This window comes from Tessaracoccus yangjingae (assembly GCF_055326235.1).
In genome coordinates this window covers 38,831-58,215 of the sequence record NZ_JBUZNN010000005.1, presented here as the reverse complement: position 1 = coordinate 58,215, position 19,385 = coordinate 38,831, and the positions used below count along the sequence as shown (strand labels likewise).

Below are 19,385 nucleotides of genomic sequence, written 5' to 3'. Positions count from 1 at the left end.
CTGCGCGAGTCGGCGCGTCGGTGCGTGCCCGATTGGCGCTAGTGAAGGGGTTGCGGCTCAATATCGCGCGGCAAACGTTGTGAGGTTTCCACAAGCCTGACGCCTGGATGGACGGTGGCCCTGGCCTCGCGCCCGGCGTGGGGAGTTGAGCCTGACACGGCTCTCGGTGACGGGGTTTGAGCCTGACACGGCTCTCGGTGACGGGGTTTGAGCCTGAAATGGGGGTCAACGCCCGGTTTGCGTGATTCGATCGTTTCAAGGTCTTTGAGGTTCGAATCAGGCTCAACGGGGTTCAGCGAGAGCCGTGTCAGGCTCAACGGTCGGTCGCACGGCAGACGACGCCCAGACGCTGGGGAGCGTCTGGGCGTCGGTGTCAGGTGGACGGTTCAGCGGCCGACGGGTCAGTCGTCGTCCCAGTCGTCGTCATCGTCGTCGTGGCGATCGTCCGAGTCGTCCCAGCGGTCGTCGTCGTCATCGTCGTCGTGGCGGTCGTCGGAGTCGTCGTAGCGATCATCGGAGTCGTCGTCGCGACCGTCATCGTCCCGGTCGTCCCAGCGATCGTCCAGGTCGTCGTACCGGTCGTCCAGGTCGTCGTCGTACCGGTCGTCCAGGTCGTCGTCAGAGCGAGAGGTGCGGTCGTCGCCGGGCTCGAAGCGGTCGTCGCGATCACGCAGGCCGCCCTTGTCGTCGGTGGTCGCCGACGGCGACGCGGAAGCCGACGAGGGGCTGAGGGTCGAGGACGACGGGCTCGAGCTGGAGGAGGGGCTCGCGGATCCGGCCGGGACCAGGATCGGCAGGGTGTCGTCGTCGCTCGGCGACAGCGAGGACGAGACGGTGGCGGCCGGCCGGGCGAGCTCGGGCTGGTTGACGGCGGAGGCGAACAGTCCTCCTCCGACGGCGGTGACGCCGAGCGCTGCGGCTGCGAACCAGGTGAGGGGTGAGAGTGCCATGATCTGCTCCTTCGTGGGTGGCTGTGGACACCATCAGACAGTCGGAACATGAGGGCTGCCAGTACAGGAGCGTGAGACCTCTCTCATCCAGGGCGCCGGCGCTCCGGGAGCGGGCAGACTGGGGCCATGACCGCCACCGACCCCCAGCGCACGGCCCGGGTCACCATCCGGGCCCGCATCATGTGGGCGATGGTGCTGCTCGCGGGCCTGTCGCTGCTCACCTCCGGTGCCATCGTGGCGATCGTGCAGGACCGGGCCATCTCGGCCAACCTCGACGCGCAGCTGGAGCGCACCCGCGACGAGTTGCGGGTCCTGGCCTCCCGCGGGGTGGACCCGACGACGGGGGCGGCCTTCGCCGGGCCCTCCGAGCTGCTGCGCACCTACCTCGAGCGCACCGTCGTGGGGCCGGGTGAGGGCGAGGTGGCGTTCGTCGGGTCCCAGGTGCGGTGGGTGGCCTCCGAGGACGTGCCGCTGCGGCCGGAAGACGACGCCGAGCTGATGGCCATGGCCACGCCCTGGGCCACCGGCGACGAGATCATCCTGGAGCGGGTCCGCACGGCGGCCGGCAACTACCACCTGCTGCTCGTGCCCGTGAAGTTCCCCACCGAGACCGGGGCCCTCCTGCACGTGGTGGACCGCGATCTCGCCGAGGCCGAGCTCAGCCGCACCATGACGGTCTACTGGGCCGTCGCCCTGGCCACGCTGGCTCTGGTGGTGTTCGTGGCCTGGCTGGTGGTCGGCCGGCTGCTGCGGCCCATCGAGGAGCTGCGCGAGGCCGCCGAGTCCATCGACCAGCGCGATCTCACCACCCGCGTCCCCCTCCGCGGCAACGACGACCTCACCGCCCTGTCCGCGACCCTCAACCGCATGCTGGACCGGGTCCAGCACTCCGTCGAGGGCCAGCGGCAGCTCCTCGACGACGTGGGTCACGAGCTGCGCACCCCCATCACCGTGGTCCGCGGGCACATGGAGCTCGTCGACGTGCACGACCCCACGGACGTCCGCCAGACCCGGGACCTGGTGCTGGAGGAGGTGGACCGGATGGGGGTGCTCGTCAACGACCTCCTCATGCTCGCCAGGGCGGGCGAGGTCGACTTCGTCCAGCCGCGGTGGGTGGACCTCGCGCCGCTCACGGACCAGACGCTGGAGAAGGCGAGGGCCCTCGGAGACCGGGTGTGGCGGCTGGAGCGGGTCGCGTCCGCCGACGCGTGGCTGGATCCGGCGCGGATCACCCAGGCGTGGCTCCAGCTGGCGGCCAACGCGGTGAAGTACTCGTCGCCGAGGTCGGCCATCTCCCTGGGGTCGCGGCTGCACCGCGGCGAGGTGCAGCTGTGGGTCCGCGACGAGGGGATCGGGATCGCGCCGGATCAGCTGGACTCCGTGCGTCGGCGGTTCGGGCGCACCCGCGAGGCCGAGGACCACGCGCCGGGCGCCGGGCTGGGCCTCAGCATCGTCGAGTCGATCGTGGCGGCGCACGGCGGGCGCCTGGACATCGAGTCCGAGCCCGGCGTCGGGTCCACGTTCACCATCAATCTGCCGCTCGGGCCGGAGCGCGCCGTCGAGGAGGTAGACGTCACATGAGCACCATCCTGATCATCGAGGACGAGACGCGGATCGCCGCGTTCATTGCGAAGGGGCTGAAGTCCGCGGGGTTCACGTCCCATGCGACGGCGAGCGGCGCGGAGGGCGCCTCGCTGGCCATCCACGGCGGGTTCGACCTCGTGGTCCTCGACGTGGGCCTGCCGGACATCGACGGGTTCGAGGTGCTGGAACGCATCCGGGGCCAGGGCGTGGCGGTGCCGGTGATCCTGCTCACGGCCCGCTCGTCGGTGGCGGACCGCGTGGCCGGCCTCGAGGGCGGCGCCGACGACTACATGCCTAAGCCGTTCTCCTTCGAGGAGCTGCTGGCGCGGATCCGGCTGCGCCTGCGCACCGACACGGGGACCTCCGGCGGAGACCCGACGCAGCTCAGCCACAACGGGCTGACCCTGGACCTCAGGACGCGCCGCGCGACGGTGGGGGAGCGGTCGGTGGACCTCTCGGCGCGGGAGTTCGCCCTTGCCGAGACGTTCCTTCGCAACCCCGGACAGGTGCTGAGCCGCGAGCAGCTGCTGAGCAACGTGTGGGGATTCGACTTCGACCCGGGCTCCAACGTCGTCGACGTGTACGTGCGCTACCTGCGCGGGAAGCTGGGCAGGGAGCGGTTCGAGACAGTGCGGGGGATGGGCTACCGGCTGGTGTGACCCGCCCCCGGCAGGCGCGCGGCCGCAGGGCGTGCGGCCTCGGCTGCGTTCGACCCTGACGCCCCGGCCGGTCAGCCGTCAGTCGTCGTCGTCCTTGTCGTCGTCGTCCTTGCCCGAGCCGGAGCGGTCGTCGTCGTCATCGTCGTCGTCGTCGTAGGCGCTGGGCTTGGGCGCCGACGCGGTGCCGGGGGCCTGGGTGGCCTCAGGGGTCGGGGCACTCTGCGTGACTGAGGGGGCGGCCGAGGGGGTCACCGACGGCGTCGCCATCGGTGTGGGTGAACCGGCGGCCGGCACCACCAGGGCCGGCTCCCGCTCGGGGGCGCTCGTGGGGCGGGACATGACCGCCACCGCCCACACGCCCGCGGCGGCCACCGCCACGATCAGCACCAGCCCGGCCAGCGTTCGTCTCATCCCAGACCTCCTCGACGGCACCAGTCAACCGCGCCCCGATGAGGGCAGCACGACGCCCGGATGAGAAAACTCTCATCCGGGCGTCGTGGAGTCAGATCCCTTCGCGCTTCGGGATGCTCAGCGCGATGGGCTTGTTCACCTCGGCGAAGAAGTCGTTGCCCTTGTCGTCGACGATGATGAAGGCCGGGAAGTCCACCACGTCGATCTTCCAGATGGCCTCCATGCCCAGCTCGGGGTACTCGACCACCTCGACGTGCTTGATGCAGTCCTGCGCCAGCCGGGCGGCCGGGCCGCCGATGGAGCCGAGGTAGAACCCGCCGTGCTTGTGGCACGCGTCGGTGACGGACTTCGAGCGGTTGCCCTTCGCGAGCATGATCATCGAGCCGCCCGCGCCCTGGAACTGGTCCACGTAGGAGTCCATGCGCCCCGCCGTCGTGGGGCCGAACGACCCCGACGCCATGCCCTCGGGCGTCTTCGCCGGGCCGGCGTAGTAGACGGGGTGGTCCTTGAGGTACTGCGGCATGGGCTCGCCGGCGTCGAGGCGCTCCTTGATCTTGGCGTGCGCGATGTCGCGGCCCACGATGAGGGGCCCGTTCAGCATGACGCGCGTCTTGACGGGGTGCTTGCGCAGCTCGTCGAGGATCTCGGGCATGGGGCGGTTGAGGTCGATGCGCACCGCCGCGCCCTGACCCGTGCCGGTGATGCCGTCGGTCTGCGCGTCGAGCTCCTCGTCGACGTGCTCGGGCATGAAGCGGGCCGGGTCGAACTCGAGCTGCTCGATGAACACGCCCTCCGGGGTGATCTTGCCGAGGCACTGGCGGTCCGCGGAGCAGCTGACCGCGATCGCCACCGGCAGCGACGCGCCGTGGCGGGGGAGGCGGATGACGCGGACGTCGTGGCAGAAGTACTTGCCGCCGAACTGCGCGCCGATGCCGAGCTTGCGGGTGAGCTCCAGCACCTCGTTCTCCAGCTCGACGTCGCGGAAGCCATTGGCCGCCATCGAGCCCTCGGTGGGGAGCGTGTCGAGGTACTTCGCGGAGGCGTACTTGGCCGTCTTCATCGCGAACTCGGCCGAGGTGCCGCCCACGACGATGGCCAGGTGGTACGGCGGGCAGGCCGCGGTGCCCAGCGAGCGGAGCTTCTCCTCCAGGAACTTCATCATCGACGCGGGGTTCAGCACCGCCTTCGTCTCCTGGTACAGGTAGCTCTTGTTCGCCGAGCCGCCGCCCTTGGCCATGAAGAGGAACTTGTAGGAGTTCTCGTGGCCCTCGGCCGTGTCGGCGTACAGCTCGATCTGCGCGGGCAGGTTGGAGCCGGTGTTGCGCTCGTCCCACATGGTCAGCGGCGCGTTCTGCGAGTAGCGCAGGTTGAGCTTGGTGTAAGCGTTGAACACGCCCATCGACAGCGGGCGCTCGTCGGTGCCCTCGCTGAGCACCTGCTGGCCGCGCTTGCCCATGATGATCGCGGTGCCGGTGTCCTGGCACATCGGCAGCACGCCCCCTGCCGCGATGTTGGCGTTCTTCATGAGGTCCAGCGCCACGAACTTGTCGTTGGGGGAGGCCTCCTCGTCGTCGAGGATGTTGCGCAGCTGCTGCAGGTGCGCGGGGCGCAGGTAGTGGGCGATGTCGTGCATCGCGGTCTCGGCCAGGAGCGTCAGGGCCTCCGGCGCCACCTTGAGGAACCGTCGGCCCTCGGGGCCCTCCACGACCTCCACGCCCTCTGTGGTGAGCAGGCGGTAGGGCGTCTCGTCGTGCCCGATCGGCAGCATGTCAACGTAGCGAAATTCCGGCATGGGGACCTCCTTGGGAACCGTCGCTGCCAGTTTCTCAGACGGGTCCCGGGGAGGATGGGCGGGGGTCGCGGTTTGGCTCCTCACCGGCCCGCGGGCGGAGTAGCGTCGTGCCATGGGCATGTTCAGGATCGACGGAAAGCGCGCCCTGGTCACGGGGGCGAGCAGGGGCATCGGGTTCGCCACGGCGAAGGCGTTGCGCGAGATGGGGGCAGACGTCACCATCGCGGCGCGAAACGCGGCCGAGCTGAAGGCGGCCGCGGCGCGGATCGGCGCCTCCTGGGTGCCGGCGGACGTGAGCCACGTGGACGACGTGCTGCGCCTGATCGACCGGGCCGGTGACGTGGACATCCTGGTCAGCAACGCGGGGGGACCGCCGCCGGGGCTGCCCAGCCAGGTCACGGAGGACGCCTGGGGCGCCGGGTTCGAGACCACGTTCATGTCGACGGTGCGGCTGGTCGACGGCGTGCTGGCCGGCATGCGGTCCAGGGGGTGGGGGAGGATCGTCGCGATCACCAGCCTGACGGTGCGGCGCCCGGCCCTCACGCTTCCGGTGAGCAACGCCATGCGCGCCGCGGTGACCAATCATCTTCGGACGCTGGCGATGGAGGTCGCGGCCGACGGGGTGACCTGTAACACCGTCGCGCCGGGCTACACCGCAACCGAGCGGCTGAAGCGGCTCCACACGGACGCGGCGGACGCGCAGCGCCTCAAGTCCACCATCCCTGCGCGCAGGTTCGGGGAGCCTGAGGAGGTCGCGGCGGCGGTCGCATTCCTCTCCACGAACGAGGCGGCCTACATCACCGGCCAGGAGATTCTGGTCGACGGGGGCTTCACGATCTGAGCCGGGCATCGTCGTCTAGCCTTGAGGGGTGGCAGAGGAACTCAGCGAGCGCCAGAAGGCGGCCAAGATCCGGCACGAGCTCACCGAGGGGCACGCCCGCGCGGAGGCCGCCCGGGCGAAGGTGCTCATCGACGAGTTCATCGTCGCCGCGCGCGCCCAAGGGTTGGAGCCCAGGCCGCTGCAGGCGAAGACGCTGAGCGGGCACCCGGTGAAGACGGACAAGGTGGGCTGGTACCTGCGCACCAACCACTCCGTCGGCATCGACACCGAGGGCAACTACTACTCGCTGACCGTCCCCGGTGGCTGGATGGAGCGGCTGCGCGGCGTCAAGCTCGAGCCCACGCTTGCGCCCCTGGTGATCGGCCGCGGGGGTCGCGACGGCGAGACGGGTGACTTGAAGGAGTTCCTCGCCTGGGCGCTCGAGGGCCGCATCCCCCAGGACTGACCGCTCTCCCGACGGCTGGTTGAGCCGCGCCGAGCCGCCCCTTCCGCTGGTTGAGCCGCGCCGAGCCGCCTGCGGCTCAGCGCGTGTCGAAACCGTCGTGCGCCTGTCCAGGGACCCGGGTACCGCTGTTGGGTGCCGGGAGCCCTGAGTCGAGGCCCGTGCGGCCCTTGTCCGCCGTCTGCTTGTCGGCCGTGTGCTTGGCTGTGGTCGGGTGGTTGAGGCCGCCCGGGCCTCGTCTCACGTCTCCCTGCACTGGTCTGCCTGTGGCGTGGTCGGGTTCGGGCGTGTGCCGGCAGGGCGGCCCTGGCTCGAGCCTGCTTCAGGCGGGTTCTTCTGGGTGCCCCTCGGGTTGGGCATCCCTGCGCCCAGCCGCCCTGCCGTCCCCCACCCTCGCACTCACCTAACGCCCGCTCGCCTCCAGACTGGCCCCCTTGCGCTGCTTGAGCCGGGCCCCTTTCCGCTGGTTGAGCCGCGCCGAGCCGCTTGCGGCTCCGCGCGTGTCGAAGCCAACGTTGGCTTCGTGTGGACCCGACCCCGACGCCGCGTCGGTCAAGTCCCGCTGTCGGTGCAGGGAGCCCTGACACGAGGCCCGTGCGGCCCTTGACCACCTACTGCTTGTTGGCCGCGTGTTGGTCTTGGGTTGGGTAGTTGAGGCCGCCCGGGCCTCGTCTCACGTCTCCCTGCACTCGTCTTCCTGTGGCGTGGTCGGTTCCGGGCGGGTGCCGTCAGGGCGGCCCTGGCGGGGGTCTGCTTCAGGCGGGTTGTTCTGGGTGCCCCTCGGGCTGGGCATCCCTGCGCCCAGCCGCCCTGCCGACCCCCACCCTCCTGCGCATCCCACGTCTGGTTTGTCGAGCAGTGTCATCCTGGCCCGCTACGTCGAGCAGTGTCTTCCTGGCCCGCTACATGGCATCATGGTCGGGACGTATTCCCGCACGAGGAGCACTCCAGTGACAGATCTGATCGGCACCGCGCCCCTGCGCTGAGGCCCGTCGAGCTGTCCGCTCCGGTCTCAGCGCCCCCAAGCTGATCGATCGGAGTGCCTCTTGTTTTCTGTCACGTTCAACCACGTCCACCTCGCCTGGCCGGACGGCGCCGCCTGCCTCGACGACGTCACCGTCGCGTTTCCGCCGGGGGTCACCGGGGTCGTCGGCGACAACGGCTCGGGCAAGTCCACCCTGCTGAAGCTCATCACCGGCGAACTTGTCCCGACGGCGGGCGCCGTCACCGTCGAGGGTCGCCTCGGTCACCTGCCGCAGGACCTGATCCTGCGCACCGACGACACCGTGGCCGACCTCCTCGGCATCAGGGCGCAGGTCGACGCGATCGGCGCCATCGCCGCCGGCGACCCCGATCCTGCCCACTTCGACGCGGTGGGCGACGACTGGGACGTCGAGGCCCGCGCCGCCGAGGAGCTGGGCGCCGTCGGCCTGGACCTGGGGCTCGACCGCCCCGTCGGCACCCTGTCCGGGGGCGAGGCGATGCTGGTGGCCCTGGTGGGGCTGAGCGTGCGCCGCCTCGACGTGGTGCTTCTCGACGAGCCCACCAACAACCTCGACCGCGACACCCGCGCCCGCGTCTACGACCTCCTCGAGCGCTGGCGCCGCACCGCCGTGGTGGTCAGCCACGACGTGGAACTCCTGCGCCGGGTCGGGGCCATCGTCGAGGTCCGCGACGGCGGGGTCGAGCTGTTCGGCGGCAACTGGGAGGTGTACCGCGAGGCGGTGGGTGTGGCGCAGGAGGTGGCCCAGCGGGCGCTCCGGACGGCCGAGCAGAAGCTGCGCGTCGAGCGCCGGCAGAAGGTGGAGGCGGAGAAGCGCCTTGCCAGGCGGGAGCACGCGGGCAAACCGGCCGCCGCCCGCGGCGTGAGCAAGGCGGCCCGCGACTTCTACGCCAACCGCTCCGAGAAGGCCGTCGCGAAGGCCAGGGGGGAGTTCGACGAGAAGATCGCGGCCGCGCGGTCCGCCGTCGACGACGCCGAGGCGCGCCTCCGCGACGACGACCGCGTGCGCATCGACCTGCCGGACCCGGGTGTCGGGGCGGGGCGGCGGCTGGCGGAGCTGTGCGGGTCCGACGGCGCGGTCCACGTGATCCAGGGGCCGGAGCGGGTCGCGCTGACCGGTCCCAACGGTGTGGGCAAGACGGTGCTCATCGGGTCCATGGTGGCCACGGCGGACAGGCCCGGGCACGGCCCGACGGGGTCGATCACCGCACGCGTCGGGTATCTGCCCCAGCGCCTCGACCACCTCGACGACCGCATGGCCGTCCTGGACTGTGTCCGCGAGGCCGCGCCCACCGTCGACCCCGGGACCATCCGCAACCGCCTCGCCAGGTTCGGGCTCCGCCGCGACACCGTGCTCCGCCCGCTCAGCACCCTCTCCGGAGGCGAGCGGTTCCGGGCCGCGCTGGCCGCACTCCTCCTGGCCGAACCGCCCGCCCAGTTGCTGATCCTCGACGAGCCCACCAACAACCTCGATCTCGCCACCGTCGGGGTCCTCGTCGACGCCCTGACGCAGTACCGCGGAGGGCTGCTCGTGGTCTCCCACGACGACGACTTCCTGGCCCGGCTCGCCGTCGACAGGCGGCTCGAGCTGCGTCCGGACGGCTCCATCGCGGAGGCGGTCGAACCTGTGGACACCGGGGACGGTGGAAAACCGGGGGTCTACCATCAGTGACCATGGCCATGTTCTCGCTCACCCGCACCACCACGCCCACCTCGGACGCCGCCCGCCTGGCCGCGCTCGCGGACCCCGGTTTCGGCCGCTACTACGTGGATCACATGGCCGTCATCGACTTCCAGGCCGGCGACGGCTGGCAGGAGCCGCGGATCGTGCCCATGACGGAGTGGGCCCTCCACCCGGCGGCCGCGGTCCTGCACTACGGGCAGGAGATCTTCGAGGGGCTCAAGGCCTACCGCCGAGACGACGACTCCATCTGGCTGTTCCGGCCCGAGCGCAACGCCGCCCGGTTCGTGCAGTCCGCCCAGCGGATGGGCATGGCGGTGCTGCCCGAGGAGCTGTTCCTCGATTCGGTCACCGAGCTCGTCAAGCTGGAGCGGGACTGGGTGCCGGTGGGCGAGAACGAGCAGAGCCTCTACCTGCGCCCGTTCATGATCGCCTCCGAGCCCTACCTGGGCGTCCGCGAGGCCAACAGCTACCGCTTCGCCGTCATCGCCACCCCGGCCGGCCCGTACTACTCGGAGCCGGTCAAGCTCTGGATCACGCCCAACTACACCCGCGCCGCCCCCGGCGGCACGGGCACGGCCAAGTGCGGCGGCAACTACGCCGCCAGCCTTGTCGCCACGCAGGAGGCCTACGCCAACGGCTGCAGCCAGGTGCTGTGGACCGACGGCGCCGAGCACAAGTGGGTGGAGGAGTGCGGCACCATGAACGTCATGTTCGTCACCGCCGACGACGAGCTGGTCACCCCGGCCCTCGGCTCCATCCTGGCGGGCGTGACGCGCGAGTCCATCCTGGCTCTGGCGGCCGAGCATGGGCTGACCGCCGTCGAGCGGCCCATCTCCGTCGACGAGGTGCTCGACGGCGTCGAATCCGGGCAGATCCCCGAGGTGTTCGCGTGCGGAACGGCCGCCGTCGTCACGCCGATCACCGGCTTCAACTCCCCCCAGCGCGGCGTGCAGACCGTTGCCGACGGCCGGCCCGGCCCGAAGACGCGCGCCATCCGCCAGCGCCTCGTCGACATCCAGTTCGGGCGCGCGGAGGACAAGTTCGGCTGGACCCGCAAGGTCTGCTGACGCACCCATGAGCACCCTCCAGCCGCACGGCAAGGTGGCCCTGATCCTCGCCCTCATCGGGTCGCTGCTGCTTTCGGCGGGCATCCTCTGGGGCGTCATCGCTGGTCAGGGGCTGACGCGGGTGGTGCCCGAGACGGCCGGGGTGATCCGGGTGGACGGCGACACCGTCGTCCCCGTCAGCGACGGCGAGATCCAGGTGGTCTACGCACCGGCCGGGGTGGTGCCCACCTGCGACGTCTACGGACCCACCGACGCGGTCCCGAACCTCGCCTTGGAGGGCTTCTACACGTTCCCGCTCAACGACGTGACCTACGAGTCGATCGGCAAGATGGGCGGCCCCGGCGAGCTGACTGGGGACTACATCATCGTGTGCCAGGAGGGCGACGGCGTGGTGGTGGCCCCGCCCCTGGACGTGCGCAACGATGTGGGCGCGGTGCGCGCGCTCATCGGCGCCATCATCCTGGGCGGCACCGGGGCGGTGCTGCTGGTGGCGGGCGGGGTCATGTGGCTCCTGGGGCGCCGGGCGGCTCAGGGACAATCCGCCGCAACCTGACGGGAATAGTTTCGTTTTCAACTTGTTTGGGTTACCGTAGAGGAAATCCACAAGTTGGGAGCAGTCATGCAGTTCGGGATCTTCACCATCGGGGACGTCACCACGGACCCCACCACCGGCCGCACGCCCACCGAGCAGGAGCGGATCCGGGCGACGGTGGAGCTGGCGAAGAAGGCCGAGGAGGTGGGGCTCGACGTCTTCGCGACGGGGGAGCACCACAACCCGCCGTTCGTCGCCCCCGGCAACCCGCCCGTGCTCATGGCCTACCTGGCCGCGGCCACAGAGAGGCTGATCCTCTCCACGGCCACCACGCTGATCACCACCAACGACCCGGTGCGCCTGGCCGAGGACTACGCCTACGTGCAGCACCTGTCCGGCGGCCGCGTCGACCTCATGATGGGTCGCGGCAACACGGGGCCGGTGTACCCGTGGTTCGGCAAGGACATCCGCGACGGCATCGCGCTGGCGGTGGAGAACTACTCGCTGCTGCACCAGCTGTGGCGCGAGGAGATGGTGACCTGGCAGGGGAAGCACCGCACGCCGCTGCACGGCTTCACGTCGGCGCCGCGCCCGCTCGACGGCGTGCCCCCCTTCGTGTGGCACGGCTCGATCCGGTCCCCCGAGATCGCGGAGCAGGCCGCCTACTACGGAGACGGCTTCTTCCACAACAACATCTTCTGGCCGCCCAGCCACACCCGTCGCATGGTCGAGCTGTACCGGCGCCGCTTCGAGCACTACGGCCACGGGCGCGCGGACCAGGCCATCGTCGGGCTCGGCGGGCAGGTGTTCATGCGGAAGAACTCGCAGGACGCCGTGCGCGAGTTCCGGCCCTACTTCGACAACGCCCCCGTCTACGGCGGCGGCCCGTCGCTCGAGGAGTTCACCCGGGAGACGCCGCTGACCGTCGGGTCGCCGCAGCAGGTGATCGAGCGGGTACTCGGGTTCCGCGAGTACGCCGGCGACTACCAGCGCCAGCTGTTCCTCATGGACCACGCGGGCCTCCCCCAGAAGACCGTGCTGGAGCAGCTCGACCTCCTGGGCGAGGAGGTGGTTCCCGTGCTGCGCAAGGAGTTCGCGGCGCTGAAGCCGGCCCACGTGCCCGACGCGCCGACGCACGCGTCGCTGGTCGCGGCGCGGGGCTTCGTCGAGGCAACCGAGCGGGTCGAGCCCTCCGTCGACCGCTGGACCGGCACCCGCGCCGAGGACGACAACCGCCTCTGATCGGCGCTCGGCGAGGGTGGGGTTTGAGCCAATGGATGGGCTCAACCCGCGGATCGGCCTTTTGAACGATCCAGATTTCCGCGAACCCATCCATCGGCTCAAACCCCACCCCACCCAGGCACCGCCTCCCCGCACCCACCTACCGAAAGTGAAGCCATGTCCCGCATCGTCGTGATCTCCGGCGGCCTCGGCACGCCCTCGTCCACCCGCGTCCTCGCCGACGACATCCTCGTCCACCTCCGCGACGACCTCGCCACCCGCGGGGAGACCCTCGAGGAGACGGTGGTCGAGCTCCGCGAGCTCGCCCACCCCATCGTCGACGCCATGCTCAGCGGATTCCCGACGGGTGACCTCGCCCGGGCCGTCGAGGACGTGGCACGCGCAGACGCGCTGGTGGTGGTCTCGCCCACCTTCTCCGCCTCCGTCAGCGGGCTCGTCAAGAGCTTCTTCGACATCCTCGAGCCGGGCACCCTCGACGGCAAGCCGGTCCTCCTCGCCGCCACCGGCGGCACGGAGCGGCACTCGCTCATGCTCGAGTTCGCCATGCGCCCGCTCTTCAGCTACCTCGGCGCGGAGCCGGTGCGCACCGCGATCTTCGCCGCGACCTCCGACTTCGGCATCGGCTCGGCCGCGCTGAGCTCGAGGGTCCGACGGGGCGCGGCCGAGCTGGCCGACGCCGTCGCGGGCGGTCGCTCCGCCTCACGGCAGGCGGACGAGTTCGTCGAGTTCGAGGCGCTGCTGGCGGGCTGACCGCCCCGGACGAGCACGGCCCCGCGATGATCGTCATCGCGGGGCCGTGGTCTGTGCCTGGGGGAGTGGGTCAGTCGTCGAGGCCGTCGAACAGGCAGGTGGCCCGCCCGGCGCCCTCGGGGAACGGCTCGCCGGAGCCCAGCAGGTAGGCCTCCCCGGAGCCCGGGAGCTCCTGCATGATGCTGTAGAACTGCCAGAACGGGTGCTCGATGTTGACCTGGCTGCGGTGGGCGCCCAGAGCGCGGCGGCACACGTCGAGCCAGGGGGCCGTCTCGATCAGGGCGACGATCTGTGCGGGATCCGGGCCGAAGCTGTCGGCGTCGCGCTCGTCCTCGGACCAGAGGTCAAGGCCGCGTTCCTTGGCGATCGCGTACGCCTCCACCCAGCGCTCCGTGTTGTGCGTGTTCCACAGGATCCGCCTGATCCGCCAGGGCGCGCCCAGGTCCGGGCGGTGCGACGGCGACGCGGCCAGCGCGCTCGCGTACATCAGCACCCGGTGCGCCTGGATGTGATCCGGGTGGCCGTAGTTGCCGTGGGGGTCGTAGGTGACCGCCACCTGCGGGCGCCGGGTGCGGATGACCTCGACGAGGTGGTTGGCCGCCTCCAGCAGGTCCGCGCGCCAGAAGGCGTTGTCGGGCATGTCGTCGGGCACGGCCGCGCGACCGTCTGGGCCGGTGGTCATGCCCGAGTCGTGATAGCGGCCGGCGCCGCCGAGGTAGACGTGGTCCGTGACCCCCACCTCGCGCAGCGCCTGGTCGATCTCGCCGCGACGGTGCGCCCCCAGCTCCGCCGGGGTGAAGTGCTGCCACTCCGGCAGCATGATCTCGCCCAGCTCGCCGAGCGTGCAGGTGACCAGCGTGACCTGCCCGCCCTCGTCGAGGTAGCGCGCCATGGTGGCGACGGACTGGCTGGACTCGTCGTCGGGATGGGCGTGCACAAGGAGGAGGCGGTGGTTCACGGCGGTCAGTCTACGCCGCATCAAGGGGTGATTCAATGTTCAACTAGGAGGATCGGGTCGGCCATCGACGAGGTCCCCAACCCCGCCGGGCTCGGCGTGGGTCTCGCGGTGCGGTTTCTGTTCCTCCAGGCCCGTCCTCGCGGTCTCAGGGGCGCCGAGGACCGGCCTGGAGGAACAGAAACCGCACCGCGCCCCTCAGTCTCTCCCGCCCAACCCCAGCAGCGGCCGGAGCTCGTCCAGCGACGCGACGGAGTGGTCCGCCCTGTCGTCCACGGGGGCCTCCGGGGACTCGAGCGTCGCCGTCGCGATGCCCGCGGCCGCGGCGGCCTCGGCGTCGATGGGCCGGTCCCCGACGGCGAGGCACTCGGCCGGGTCCAGGCCGTGCCGCTCAAGCATCGCGAGATACATCGCCGGGTCCGGCTTGCGCGGGTAGCCGTCGGCGGTGGAGATCATGTCGTCGACCTCGAGCCCGATGCCGTCCAGCAGGGTCTGCGCGCTGGGGCGGTCGCGGTGGGTGACCACGAGGTTGAGCCCTCCCGCGGCGCGCACGTCATGCAGGAGCCGGTGGGCGCCGGGCATCGCGGGTGCCGGCGCCGTCCGGTACCGCTCCTTCAGGGCGTCCTCCGCCGCCTCGAACTCGGCCTCCGGCAGGCCGAAGCGCGCGGCGAGCGTGGCGACGGCGTGCCCCGTCGAGATGCGCGTCAGCCGCGACACGTCCCCGATCGCGACCTCACCCCCGTGGGCCGCGACCACCCCCGCGAGCGCGGCATCGAGCGCCGGATAGGTGTCGACGAGCGTGCCGCCCATGTCCCAGAACACGTGGCGATACATGCCCACGAGCCTACGCGCCCCGGAGCCGGTCGCCGTCCGGATGGGAAGGGCACCCACGGGCAACGGGCCGAGGCGTCAGGTGAGCGGGTCGCCCATGAGGTCGCGGGCCCGCTCCATCAGCCGGACGGTTCCGAGCGTCGCGTCGAGCGGCCGGATCGGCGACTCCGTCAGCCCCGCGCCGATGCACCTCGCCACCTCGAGCGCCTCGTGGTAGAGCCCCACGTGCGCGACGCGGTCCTCCTCCCAGCGGAGCACCTCGCCGTCGCGGAACCGCACCTCCACCGGGCCCGGGTGATAGAAGGGGCCGTCGAGGACGAGCGTGGCCTCAGATCCCGCGATCACCGCCGTCGTGGGGGTGTCGGCCACCATCGACGCGTGCACCAGCGCCTGCCGGTGCTCGTCGTCGACCAACAGGGCGGCGAACTGCCCGACCGAGCCGCTGGGGTGCCGCTGTCCAGTTGCCCCCACCACGCGGGCCGACGGCAGCACCCAACCCACGAACATCAGGGGATACGTGCCGAGGTCGTTCATCGCGCCGCCGCCCTGCGCCGGGTCCATGGCGCGGTGGTGATCGACGAGGTACTCGCCCATGTCCGCGGCCACCGACTGGATGTCGCCGAGGGTCCCGCTCTCCAGGACCTGGCGGACCACGTCGTAGCGCGGCAGGGCGAGCGTCCAGACGGCCTCCATGCAGAACAACCCCCGCTCCCGCGCGAGCGCGACGAGCGCCTCCGTGTCCGCCACGCGCGGGGTCATCGGCTTCTCCACCAGCACCGGCTTGCCGGCCTCGAGCGCCAGCGCGGCGTGGGCCAGGTGGTCCAGGTGCCCCGTCGCCACGTAGATCACGTCGACCTCCGCGGCGACGAGTTCCTCGTAGGAGCCGTATGCCTGCTCGATGCCGAACTCGCCCGCGAACTCCCGCGACCGCTCCACACTGCGCGACCCCACCGCGACCACCCGCTGGCCGGTATGGGCCAGCAGCGTGGTGACGAACTGGTGCGCGATCCAGCCGGTGCCGAGGATGCCCCAGCGCAGACTGGGCACGTCGCCGACGGGTCGCGGCTCGGGGAGCGCCCTCACCGGTCGACTTCGACGAACAGCCCGCCGCCGTGCATGGACTCCACGACCGCCTCGCCGACGAGGGTGGCGCGCTCGGCGTCCTCCAGGGTGGCGAGCGTCGACGGCCTGCCCTCCCGCACCGAGTCCACCCACTCCTGCAGCTCGAGGCGGTAGGCGTCGGCGAACCGGGGCCGCCAGTCCGCCGCGATGGGCGACGACGTGGCCAGGTTGGCGTTGACCAGCAGCTTCGCCGGCTCGGTGACCGTCAGCACGCCCGTCTCACACACGGCATCGCAGCGGATGTCGTAGCCGTAGCGGGCGTTGAGGAACACCTCGACGGTGCTGAGCGAGCCGTCCGCGGTGCGCACCAGGATGAGGAACGGGTCCGCCAGGTCCGTGGCCGTCGAGCTGGGGTGCCCGGCATGCCAGCTGACCTCGGTGACCGGCGCGTCGAGCAGCCACGGGATGAGGTCAAGGTCGTGGATGGCGGAGTTGAAGATCACGGACTCGTTGGTGGCGCCCGGGCCGGAGCTCACCCCGCGGCCCACCGAGTGGATCATGAGCGGACGCCCGTGCTTCCGCGAGGCGATGGCCGCCTTCATGGCCACGTAGCCCGGATCGAAGCGGCGCATGAATCCGACGGCGGCGCGGGGCGTCCCGCCTGCCACGGCGGACCGGTGTGCGGCCACGACCTCGGCGCAGGTGGCGGAGTCGTAGGCCAGCGGCTTCTCGACCAGCACATGTTTGCCCGCCTCGAGGCAGGCCTTCACCTGGTCCGCGTGCAGGAAGTCCGGGGAGGCGATGACCACGGCCTGCACGTCGTCGGCGGTGATCAGGTGGTCCGGGTCCTGGAGGACGCGGGCGCCGGGGATGCCGGAGATGGCCGCCTCGGCGCGGCCTTTGTCCGGATCAGCGATGGCGACGACGTCGGCGCCTGCGATGAACCGGTGGATGTTCTGAGCGTGATCGGCGCCCATGATGCCTGCGCCGATGACCCCGATGGAGAGACTCATTTGTCCTGACCTTTCTTGGGTGAGTTCAGCCTACGCGATGTGGGGGTGTCGCGGAAGAGTCATGCGCCCAAGTCGCGGTGGGGCGGCGGCGAGGTCGGGCATCGGTGGGGGCGTAGCCTGTCCGCCGTGCACGAGATCGACCCCACCCACGTCCGCGCCCTCAGGCGCACCGTCCTCGTCGTCGCCCTGCTGAATCTCGGCTACTTCTTCGTGGAGAACGCGGTGGCGCTCGCCATCGGGTCGGTCTCGCTGTTCGCGGACTCGGTGGACTTCCTGGAGGACACCGCGGTCAACCTGCTTATCTTTGTGGCGCTCGGCTGGCCGCTGGCCCACCGCTCCGTCGCGGGCAAGGTGATGGCGGGCATCATCCTGGTCCCCGCGGCGGCCGCGCTGTGGCAGGCCGTCGCCAAGTTCCAGAACCCAGACGCCCCGGACCCGCTGTCGCTGATCGTCACCGCCGGCGGGGCGGTAGTGGTCAACTCCATCTGCGCTGTGCTCCTGCTGCGCCAGCGCGACCACGGCGGGTCCCTCTCCCGCGCCGCCTGGCTGGCCGCGCGCAACGACGTGATCATCAACCTCGGCATCATCGCGATGGGCGTGCTGACGCTCACGCTGGTGCCCAACGGCTGGCCGGACCTGATCCTCGGGCTCGGCATCGTCGCGCTGAACCTTCGGGCCGCCAAGGAGGTGTGGGAGGTCGCGGAGGAGGAGAACCTCGCCGCGAAGGCGCTGGCGGGAGAGGTCGACGACGACTGACGCCCGCCGGCCCTCCTCGACGGCGGCTGCCCCGGTCAGGGAGCGGCAGGAACGGGGGCCTCGGGCGGGGCAGGCTGCGTGGCGGCCGCGCGGCGACCGCTGGGGTCAACGGGCACGATCCTGAACCCGTCCCCCTCCGCGACCACGACCACATCCGCGCCCGGGTAGGCCGACAGCCCGGCGGCCAGCGCCTCCACGTCCCAGTCCGCGACGGGAGCGTCCAGGCGCCCCCACACCTCCACCCGCGCACCCGTCGCGTGCGACACCTCCCGGTCCACCTCCGGGCCGACGGCGCCCACCAGCACCACCGTCCGCGGCCCACGTGGGCGGGCCGACGCCCCGGAGACCCGGTCGGCCCGGAACACGGAGCCGTGGTAGGCCGAGACTGCCGCGGCACCCACCAGGGTGCCCAGCGCGTAGCGCATGGACCGCACCGTCGCCGGCCCGAGCGTCCCCCCGACCACGTCCTGCATCAGCGTGACCGCCGCCGTGATCAACGCGATCACCGCCGCGACACCCGCGATCCCGAACAGCACCACGAGGTAGACCCGACGGGTGGGCGAGGCCGCCTCCGCCGTCGGATCGACGGCGGCGCCGCGCCCCACGCGCCGCCAGAACAGCCACCACACGGGCACCCCGACCACCAGCAGCGTCACGGCCGCCCACAGGGTGTTGACCACCGGCATGCCGGCGTCGATGCCGGGGGTGACCGCCTCGATGAGCGTCACCAGCACGGTGCCGACGCCGATGGCAGCGGCCACCAGCCCGATGCCCGCCACCAGGTACTCGTAGACCCGCTGGGGCTCGGTCCGGGCCGTGCCCTTCTCGGCCCCCGTGGCGAGCACGGAGCGGTGGTACCACCAGACCAGGATCCCCACCAGCAACGCGGCCAGCTCCAGGGCGGCGCTGTCGAAGTGCACCGACGCCGACATGTCCTGCCTGTCGCCAAGGAACCACACCAGCACGCTCCACAGCAGCCGGCTGCCGGCCACCAGCGCCATCACCAGGCCGCCGCCCACCCCCAGGGGCAGCACGAGGGCCAGCCACAACGGCCGCCGCGGCAGATGGACGGCCGCCGTCGCCCAGTAGCGCACCCAGATGAGCGCACCCACGATCAGCGTGCTGGCGCCCTCGCCGAGGATGCCAAGCGGCCGCCCGACCGCCTCCGGCCGCAGCAACAGGTCCAGGGAGGTGCCCAGCGTGATCACCAGGCCCGCCGCGGCGAAGATGAGCCCCACCAGCGAGCCGAGCAGGAGGTGCGGGGTCTGGCGTGCGGTGTCGAGCGTGCGGCGGGCGATCTCCCAGTGCGCCCACCACACGGCCGCCCAGGTGACGAACAGCGCCGCGGACTCGGCGTCGAGGCGTCCGTCCGAGAGCAGCATGTAGCCGGCGTTCTGCACCGACGAGGCCGCCACCACCGCGCCGGTGAGCGCGGCGAGTGTGACGTAGGCCACCCACACGGGGGACTCGGCCTCCGCCGGGTCCGCCCGGTGCATCCGCCGGGTCCACCACGCCAGGAGCGCCAGCAGCGCGCCGCCGACGATGGTGAAGGCCAGCCCCGTGGCCAGTTCGGTCGACGGGTTCTGCCATTCGGGCACCTCTGCCCCCAGGAGCCGCCCCAGCAGTTCGACGACGCCCAGGGCGACGACGATCACCAGCGCGTACAGGACCGCGTACTGGAAGAACCGGCGCACGCTGCGCGCGTCCACGCCTGGGCCGCGACGCCTGGCGCCCGCCGCGATGAGCGCGATGAGCCCGACGACCACCGCCAGGCCGATGAACCCGGTGACCATGTCAACCAACCCCCAGTC

The 19,385-nt window shown here is 71.4% G+C and carries 19 protein-coding genes; 10 read left to right on the top strand and 9 right to left on the bottom strand.

All coding sequences use genetic code 11. From position 1 onward, the window contains the following. Positions 1 to 401: 401 nt before the first annotated feature. Positions 402 to 950 carry a hypothetical protein gene (locus tag ACZK5D_RS09040; protein ID WP_463665053.1) on the bottom strand — a complete coding sequence of 183 codons (549 nt, stop codon included), beginning with the start codon at positions 948 to 950 and terminating at the stop codon, positions 402 to 404. A 126-nt stretch (positions 951 to 1,076) separates the two neighbouring features. Between ACZK5D_RS09040 and ACZK5D_RS09035 the strand changes: the two genes are divergently transcribed. After that, the gene (locus ACZK5D_RS09035) at positions 1,077 to 2,531 is read left to right on the top strand and encodes a sensor histidine kinase (RefSeq protein ID WP_463665052.1); all 1,455 of its coding nucleotides are present in this window, start codon (positions 1,077 to 1,079) and stop codon (positions 2,529 to 2,531) included. After that, positions 2,528 to 3,193 carry a response regulator transcription factor gene (locus tag ACZK5D_RS09030; protein ID WP_458995344.1) on the top strand — a complete coding sequence of 222 codons (666 nt, stop codon included), beginning with the start codon at positions 2,528 to 2,530 and terminating at the stop codon, positions 3,191 to 3,193. Before ACZK5D_RS09035 ends, ACZK5D_RS09030 begins: the two co-directional genes overlap by 4 nt. Before the next feature lie 78 nt (positions 3,194 to 3,271). On the opposite strand, the gene ACZK5D_RS09025 is transcribed toward ACZK5D_RS09030, so the two are convergent. Both ACZK5D_RS09025 and ACZK5D_RS09020 read right to left on the bottom strand, forming a co-directional pair. Further along, the gene (locus ACZK5D_RS09025) at positions 3,272 to 3,604 is read right to left on the bottom strand and encodes a hypothetical protein (RefSeq protein WP_463665051.1); all 333 of its coding nucleotides are present in this window, start codon (positions 3,602 to 3,604) and stop codon (positions 3,272 to 3,274) included. 91 nt (positions 3,605 to 3,695) lie between these two features. Continuing rightward, a complete protein-coding gene (locus ACZK5D_RS09020) occupies positions 3,696 to 5,396 on the bottom strand; it encodes a fumarate hydratase (RefSeq protein ID WP_463665050.1) in 1,701 nt (566 codons plus the stop codon). 112 nt (positions 5,397 to 5,508) lie between these two features. On the opposite strand from ACZK5D_RS09020, the gene ACZK5D_RS09015 reads away from it, so the two are divergent. Both ACZK5D_RS09015 and ACZK5D_RS09010 read left to right on the top strand, forming a co-directional pair. After that, complete coding sequence (locus tag ACZK5D_RS09015; protein WP_463665049.1) at positions 5,509 to 6,237, top strand: SDR family oxidoreductase; 729 nt, start codon at positions 5,509 to 5,511, stop codon at positions 6,235 to 6,237. A 28-nt stretch (positions 6,238 to 6,265) separates the two neighbouring features. Further along, the gene (locus tag ACZK5D_RS09010) at positions 6,266 to 6,682 is read left to right on the top strand and encodes a hypothetical protein (protein WP_458995340.1); all 417 of its coding nucleotides are present in this window, start codon (positions 6,266 to 6,268) and stop codon (positions 6,680 to 6,682) included. Between the two features lie 76 nt (positions 6,683 to 6,758). Here the strand turns inward: ACZK5D_RS09010 and ACZK5D_RS09005 are convergent, their stop codons facing one another. Continuing rightward, positions 6,759 to 6,923 carry a hypothetical protein gene (locus ACZK5D_RS09005; protein ID WP_463665048.1) on the bottom strand — a complete coding sequence of 55 codons (165 nt, stop codon included), beginning with the start codon at positions 6,921 to 6,923 and terminating at the stop codon, positions 6,759 to 6,761. 802 nt (positions 6,924 to 7,725) lie between these two features. Between ACZK5D_RS09005 and ACZK5D_RS09000 the strand changes: the two genes are divergently transcribed. From ACZK5D_RS09000 to ACZK5D_RS08980, 5 genes are all read left to right on the top strand, one after another. After that, positions 7,726 to 9,354, top strand: coding sequence for an ABC-F family ATP-binding cassette domain-containing protein (locus tag ACZK5D_RS09000; RefSeq protein WP_463665047.1), 1,629 nt, complete (start codon positions 7,726 to 7,728; stop codon positions 9,352 to 9,354). Between the two features lie 2 nt (positions 9,355 to 9,356). Beyond that, the gene (locus tag ACZK5D_RS08995; protein ID WP_463665046.1) at positions 9,357 to 10,433 is read left to right on the top strand and encodes a branched-chain amino acid aminotransferase; all 1,077 of its coding nucleotides are present in this window, start codon (positions 9,357 to 9,359) and stop codon (positions 10,431 to 10,433) included. A 7-nt stretch (positions 10,434 to 10,440) separates the two neighbouring features. After that, positions 10,441 to 10,986 (top strand): hypothetical protein, encoded by a 546-nt coding sequence (locus ACZK5D_RS08990; RefSeq protein WP_463665045.1) that lies wholly within the window; start codon positions 10,441 to 10,443, stop codon positions 10,984 to 10,986. A 66-nt stretch (positions 10,987 to 11,052) separates the two neighbouring features. Then, a complete protein-coding gene (locus ACZK5D_RS08985) occupies positions 11,053 to 12,207 on the top strand; it encodes an LLM class flavin-dependent oxidoreductase (RefSeq protein WP_463665044.1) in 1,155 nt (384 codons plus the stop codon). 156 nt (positions 12,208 to 12,363) lie between these two features. Further along, positions 12,364 to 12,957, top strand: coding sequence for a CE1759 family FMN reductase (locus ACZK5D_RS08980; RefSeq protein ID WP_463665043.1), 594 nt, complete (start codon positions 12,364 to 12,366; stop codon positions 12,955 to 12,957). 70 nt (positions 12,958 to 13,027) lie between these two features. On the opposite strand, the gene mshB is transcribed toward ACZK5D_RS08980, so the two are convergent. From mshB to ACZK5D_RS08960, 4 genes are all read right to left on the bottom strand, one after another. Next, a complete protein-coding gene (mshB, locus tag ACZK5D_RS08975) occupies positions 13,028 to 13,915 on the bottom strand; it encodes an N-acetyl-1-D-myo-inositol-2-amino-2-deoxy-alpha-D-glucopyranoside deacetylase (protein ID WP_463665042.1) in 888 nt (295 codons plus the stop codon). 195 nt (positions 13,916 to 14,110) lie between these two features. Then, entirely contained in the window at positions 14,111 to 14,746 is a 636-nt protein-coding gene (locus tag ACZK5D_RS08970; protein ID WP_463665041.1) for an HAD-IA family hydrolase, read from the bottom strand. 75 nt (positions 14,747 to 14,821) lie between these two features. Next, positions 14,822 to 15,826, bottom strand: a complete 1,005-nt coding sequence (locus tag ACZK5D_RS08965; protein WP_463665040.1) for a Gfo/Idh/MocA family protein — start codon at positions 15,824 to 15,826, stop codon at positions 14,822 to 14,824. After that, positions 15,823 to 16,818, bottom strand: coding sequence for a Gfo/Idh/MocA family oxidoreductase (locus tag ACZK5D_RS08960; protein WP_463665039.1), 996 nt, complete (start codon positions 16,816 to 16,818; stop codon positions 15,823 to 15,825). Before ACZK5D_RS08960 ends, ACZK5D_RS08965 begins: the two co-directional genes overlap by 4 nt. A gap of 126 nt (positions 16,819 to 16,944) precedes the next feature. Between ACZK5D_RS08960 and ACZK5D_RS08955 the strand changes: the two genes are divergently transcribed. Continuing rightward, positions 16,945 to 17,574, top strand: a complete 630-nt coding sequence (locus ACZK5D_RS08955; protein ID WP_463665038.1) for a cation efflux transmembrane domain-containing protein — start codon at positions 16,945 to 16,947, stop codon at positions 17,572 to 17,574. A gap of 35 nt (positions 17,575 to 17,609) precedes the next feature. On the opposite strand, the gene ACZK5D_RS08950 is transcribed toward ACZK5D_RS08955, so the two are convergent. Further along, complete coding sequence (locus ACZK5D_RS08950) at positions 17,610 to 19,367, bottom strand: DUF5671 domain-containing protein (RefSeq protein ID WP_463665166.1); 1,758 nt, start codon at positions 19,365 to 19,367, stop codon at positions 17,610 to 17,612. Positions 19,368 to 19,385: the final 18 nt, after the last annotated feature.

What these genes read in the sequence shown, in the direction of transcription:
- ACZK5D_RS09040 (WP_463665053.1), bottom strand. Translation starts at nt 950, where the DNA reads ATGGCACTCTCACCCCTCACCTGGTTCGCAGCCGCAGCGCTCGGCGTC.
- ACZK5D_RS09035 (WP_463665052.1), top strand. Translation starts at nt 1,077, where the DNA reads ATGACCGCCACCGACCCCCAGCGCACGGCCCGGGTCACCATCCGGGCC.
- ACZK5D_RS09030 (WP_458995344.1), top strand. Translation starts at nt 2,528, where the DNA reads ATGAGCACCATCCTGATCATCGAGGACGAGACGCGGATCGCCGCGTTC.
- ACZK5D_RS09025 (WP_463665051.1), bottom strand. Translation starts at nt 3,604, where the DNA reads ATGAGACGAACGCTGGCCGGGCTGGTGCTGATCGTGGCGGTGGCCGCC.
- ACZK5D_RS09020 (WP_463665050.1), bottom strand. Translation starts at nt 5,396, where the DNA reads ATGCCGGAATTTCGCTACGTTGACATGCTGCCGATCGGGCACGACGAG.
- ACZK5D_RS09015 (WP_463665049.1), top strand. Translation starts at nt 5,509, where the DNA reads ATGGGCATGTTCAGGATCGACGGAAAGCGCGCCCTGGTCACGGGGGCG.
- ACZK5D_RS08995 (WP_463665046.1), top strand. Translation starts at nt 9,357, where the DNA reads ATGGCCATGTTCTCGCTCACCCGCACCACCACGCCCACCTCGGACGCC.
- ACZK5D_RS08990 (WP_463665045.1), top strand. Translation starts at nt 10,441, where the DNA reads ATGAGCACCCTCCAGCCGCACGGCAAGGTGGCCCTGATCCTCGCCCTC.
- ACZK5D_RS08985 (WP_463665044.1), top strand. Translation starts at nt 11,053, where the DNA reads ATGCAGTTCGGGATCTTCACCATCGGGGACGTCACCACGGACCCCACC.
- ACZK5D_RS08980 (WP_463665043.1), top strand. Translation starts at nt 12,364, where the DNA reads ATGTCCCGCATCGTCGTGATCTCCGGCGGCCTCGGCACGCCCTCGTCC.
- ACZK5D_RS08970 (WP_463665041.1), bottom strand. Translation starts at nt 14,746, where the DNA reads ATGTATCGCCACGTGTTCTGGGACATGGGCGGCACGCTCGTCGACACC.
- ACZK5D_RS08960 (WP_463665039.1), bottom strand. Translation starts at nt 16,818, where the DNA reads ATGAGTCTCTCCATCGGGGTCATCGGCGCAGGCATCATGGGCGCCGAT.
- ACZK5D_RS08950 (WP_463665166.1), bottom strand. Translation starts at nt 19,367, where the DNA reads ATGGTCACCGGGTTCATCGGCCTGGCGGTGGTCGTCGGGCTCATCGCG.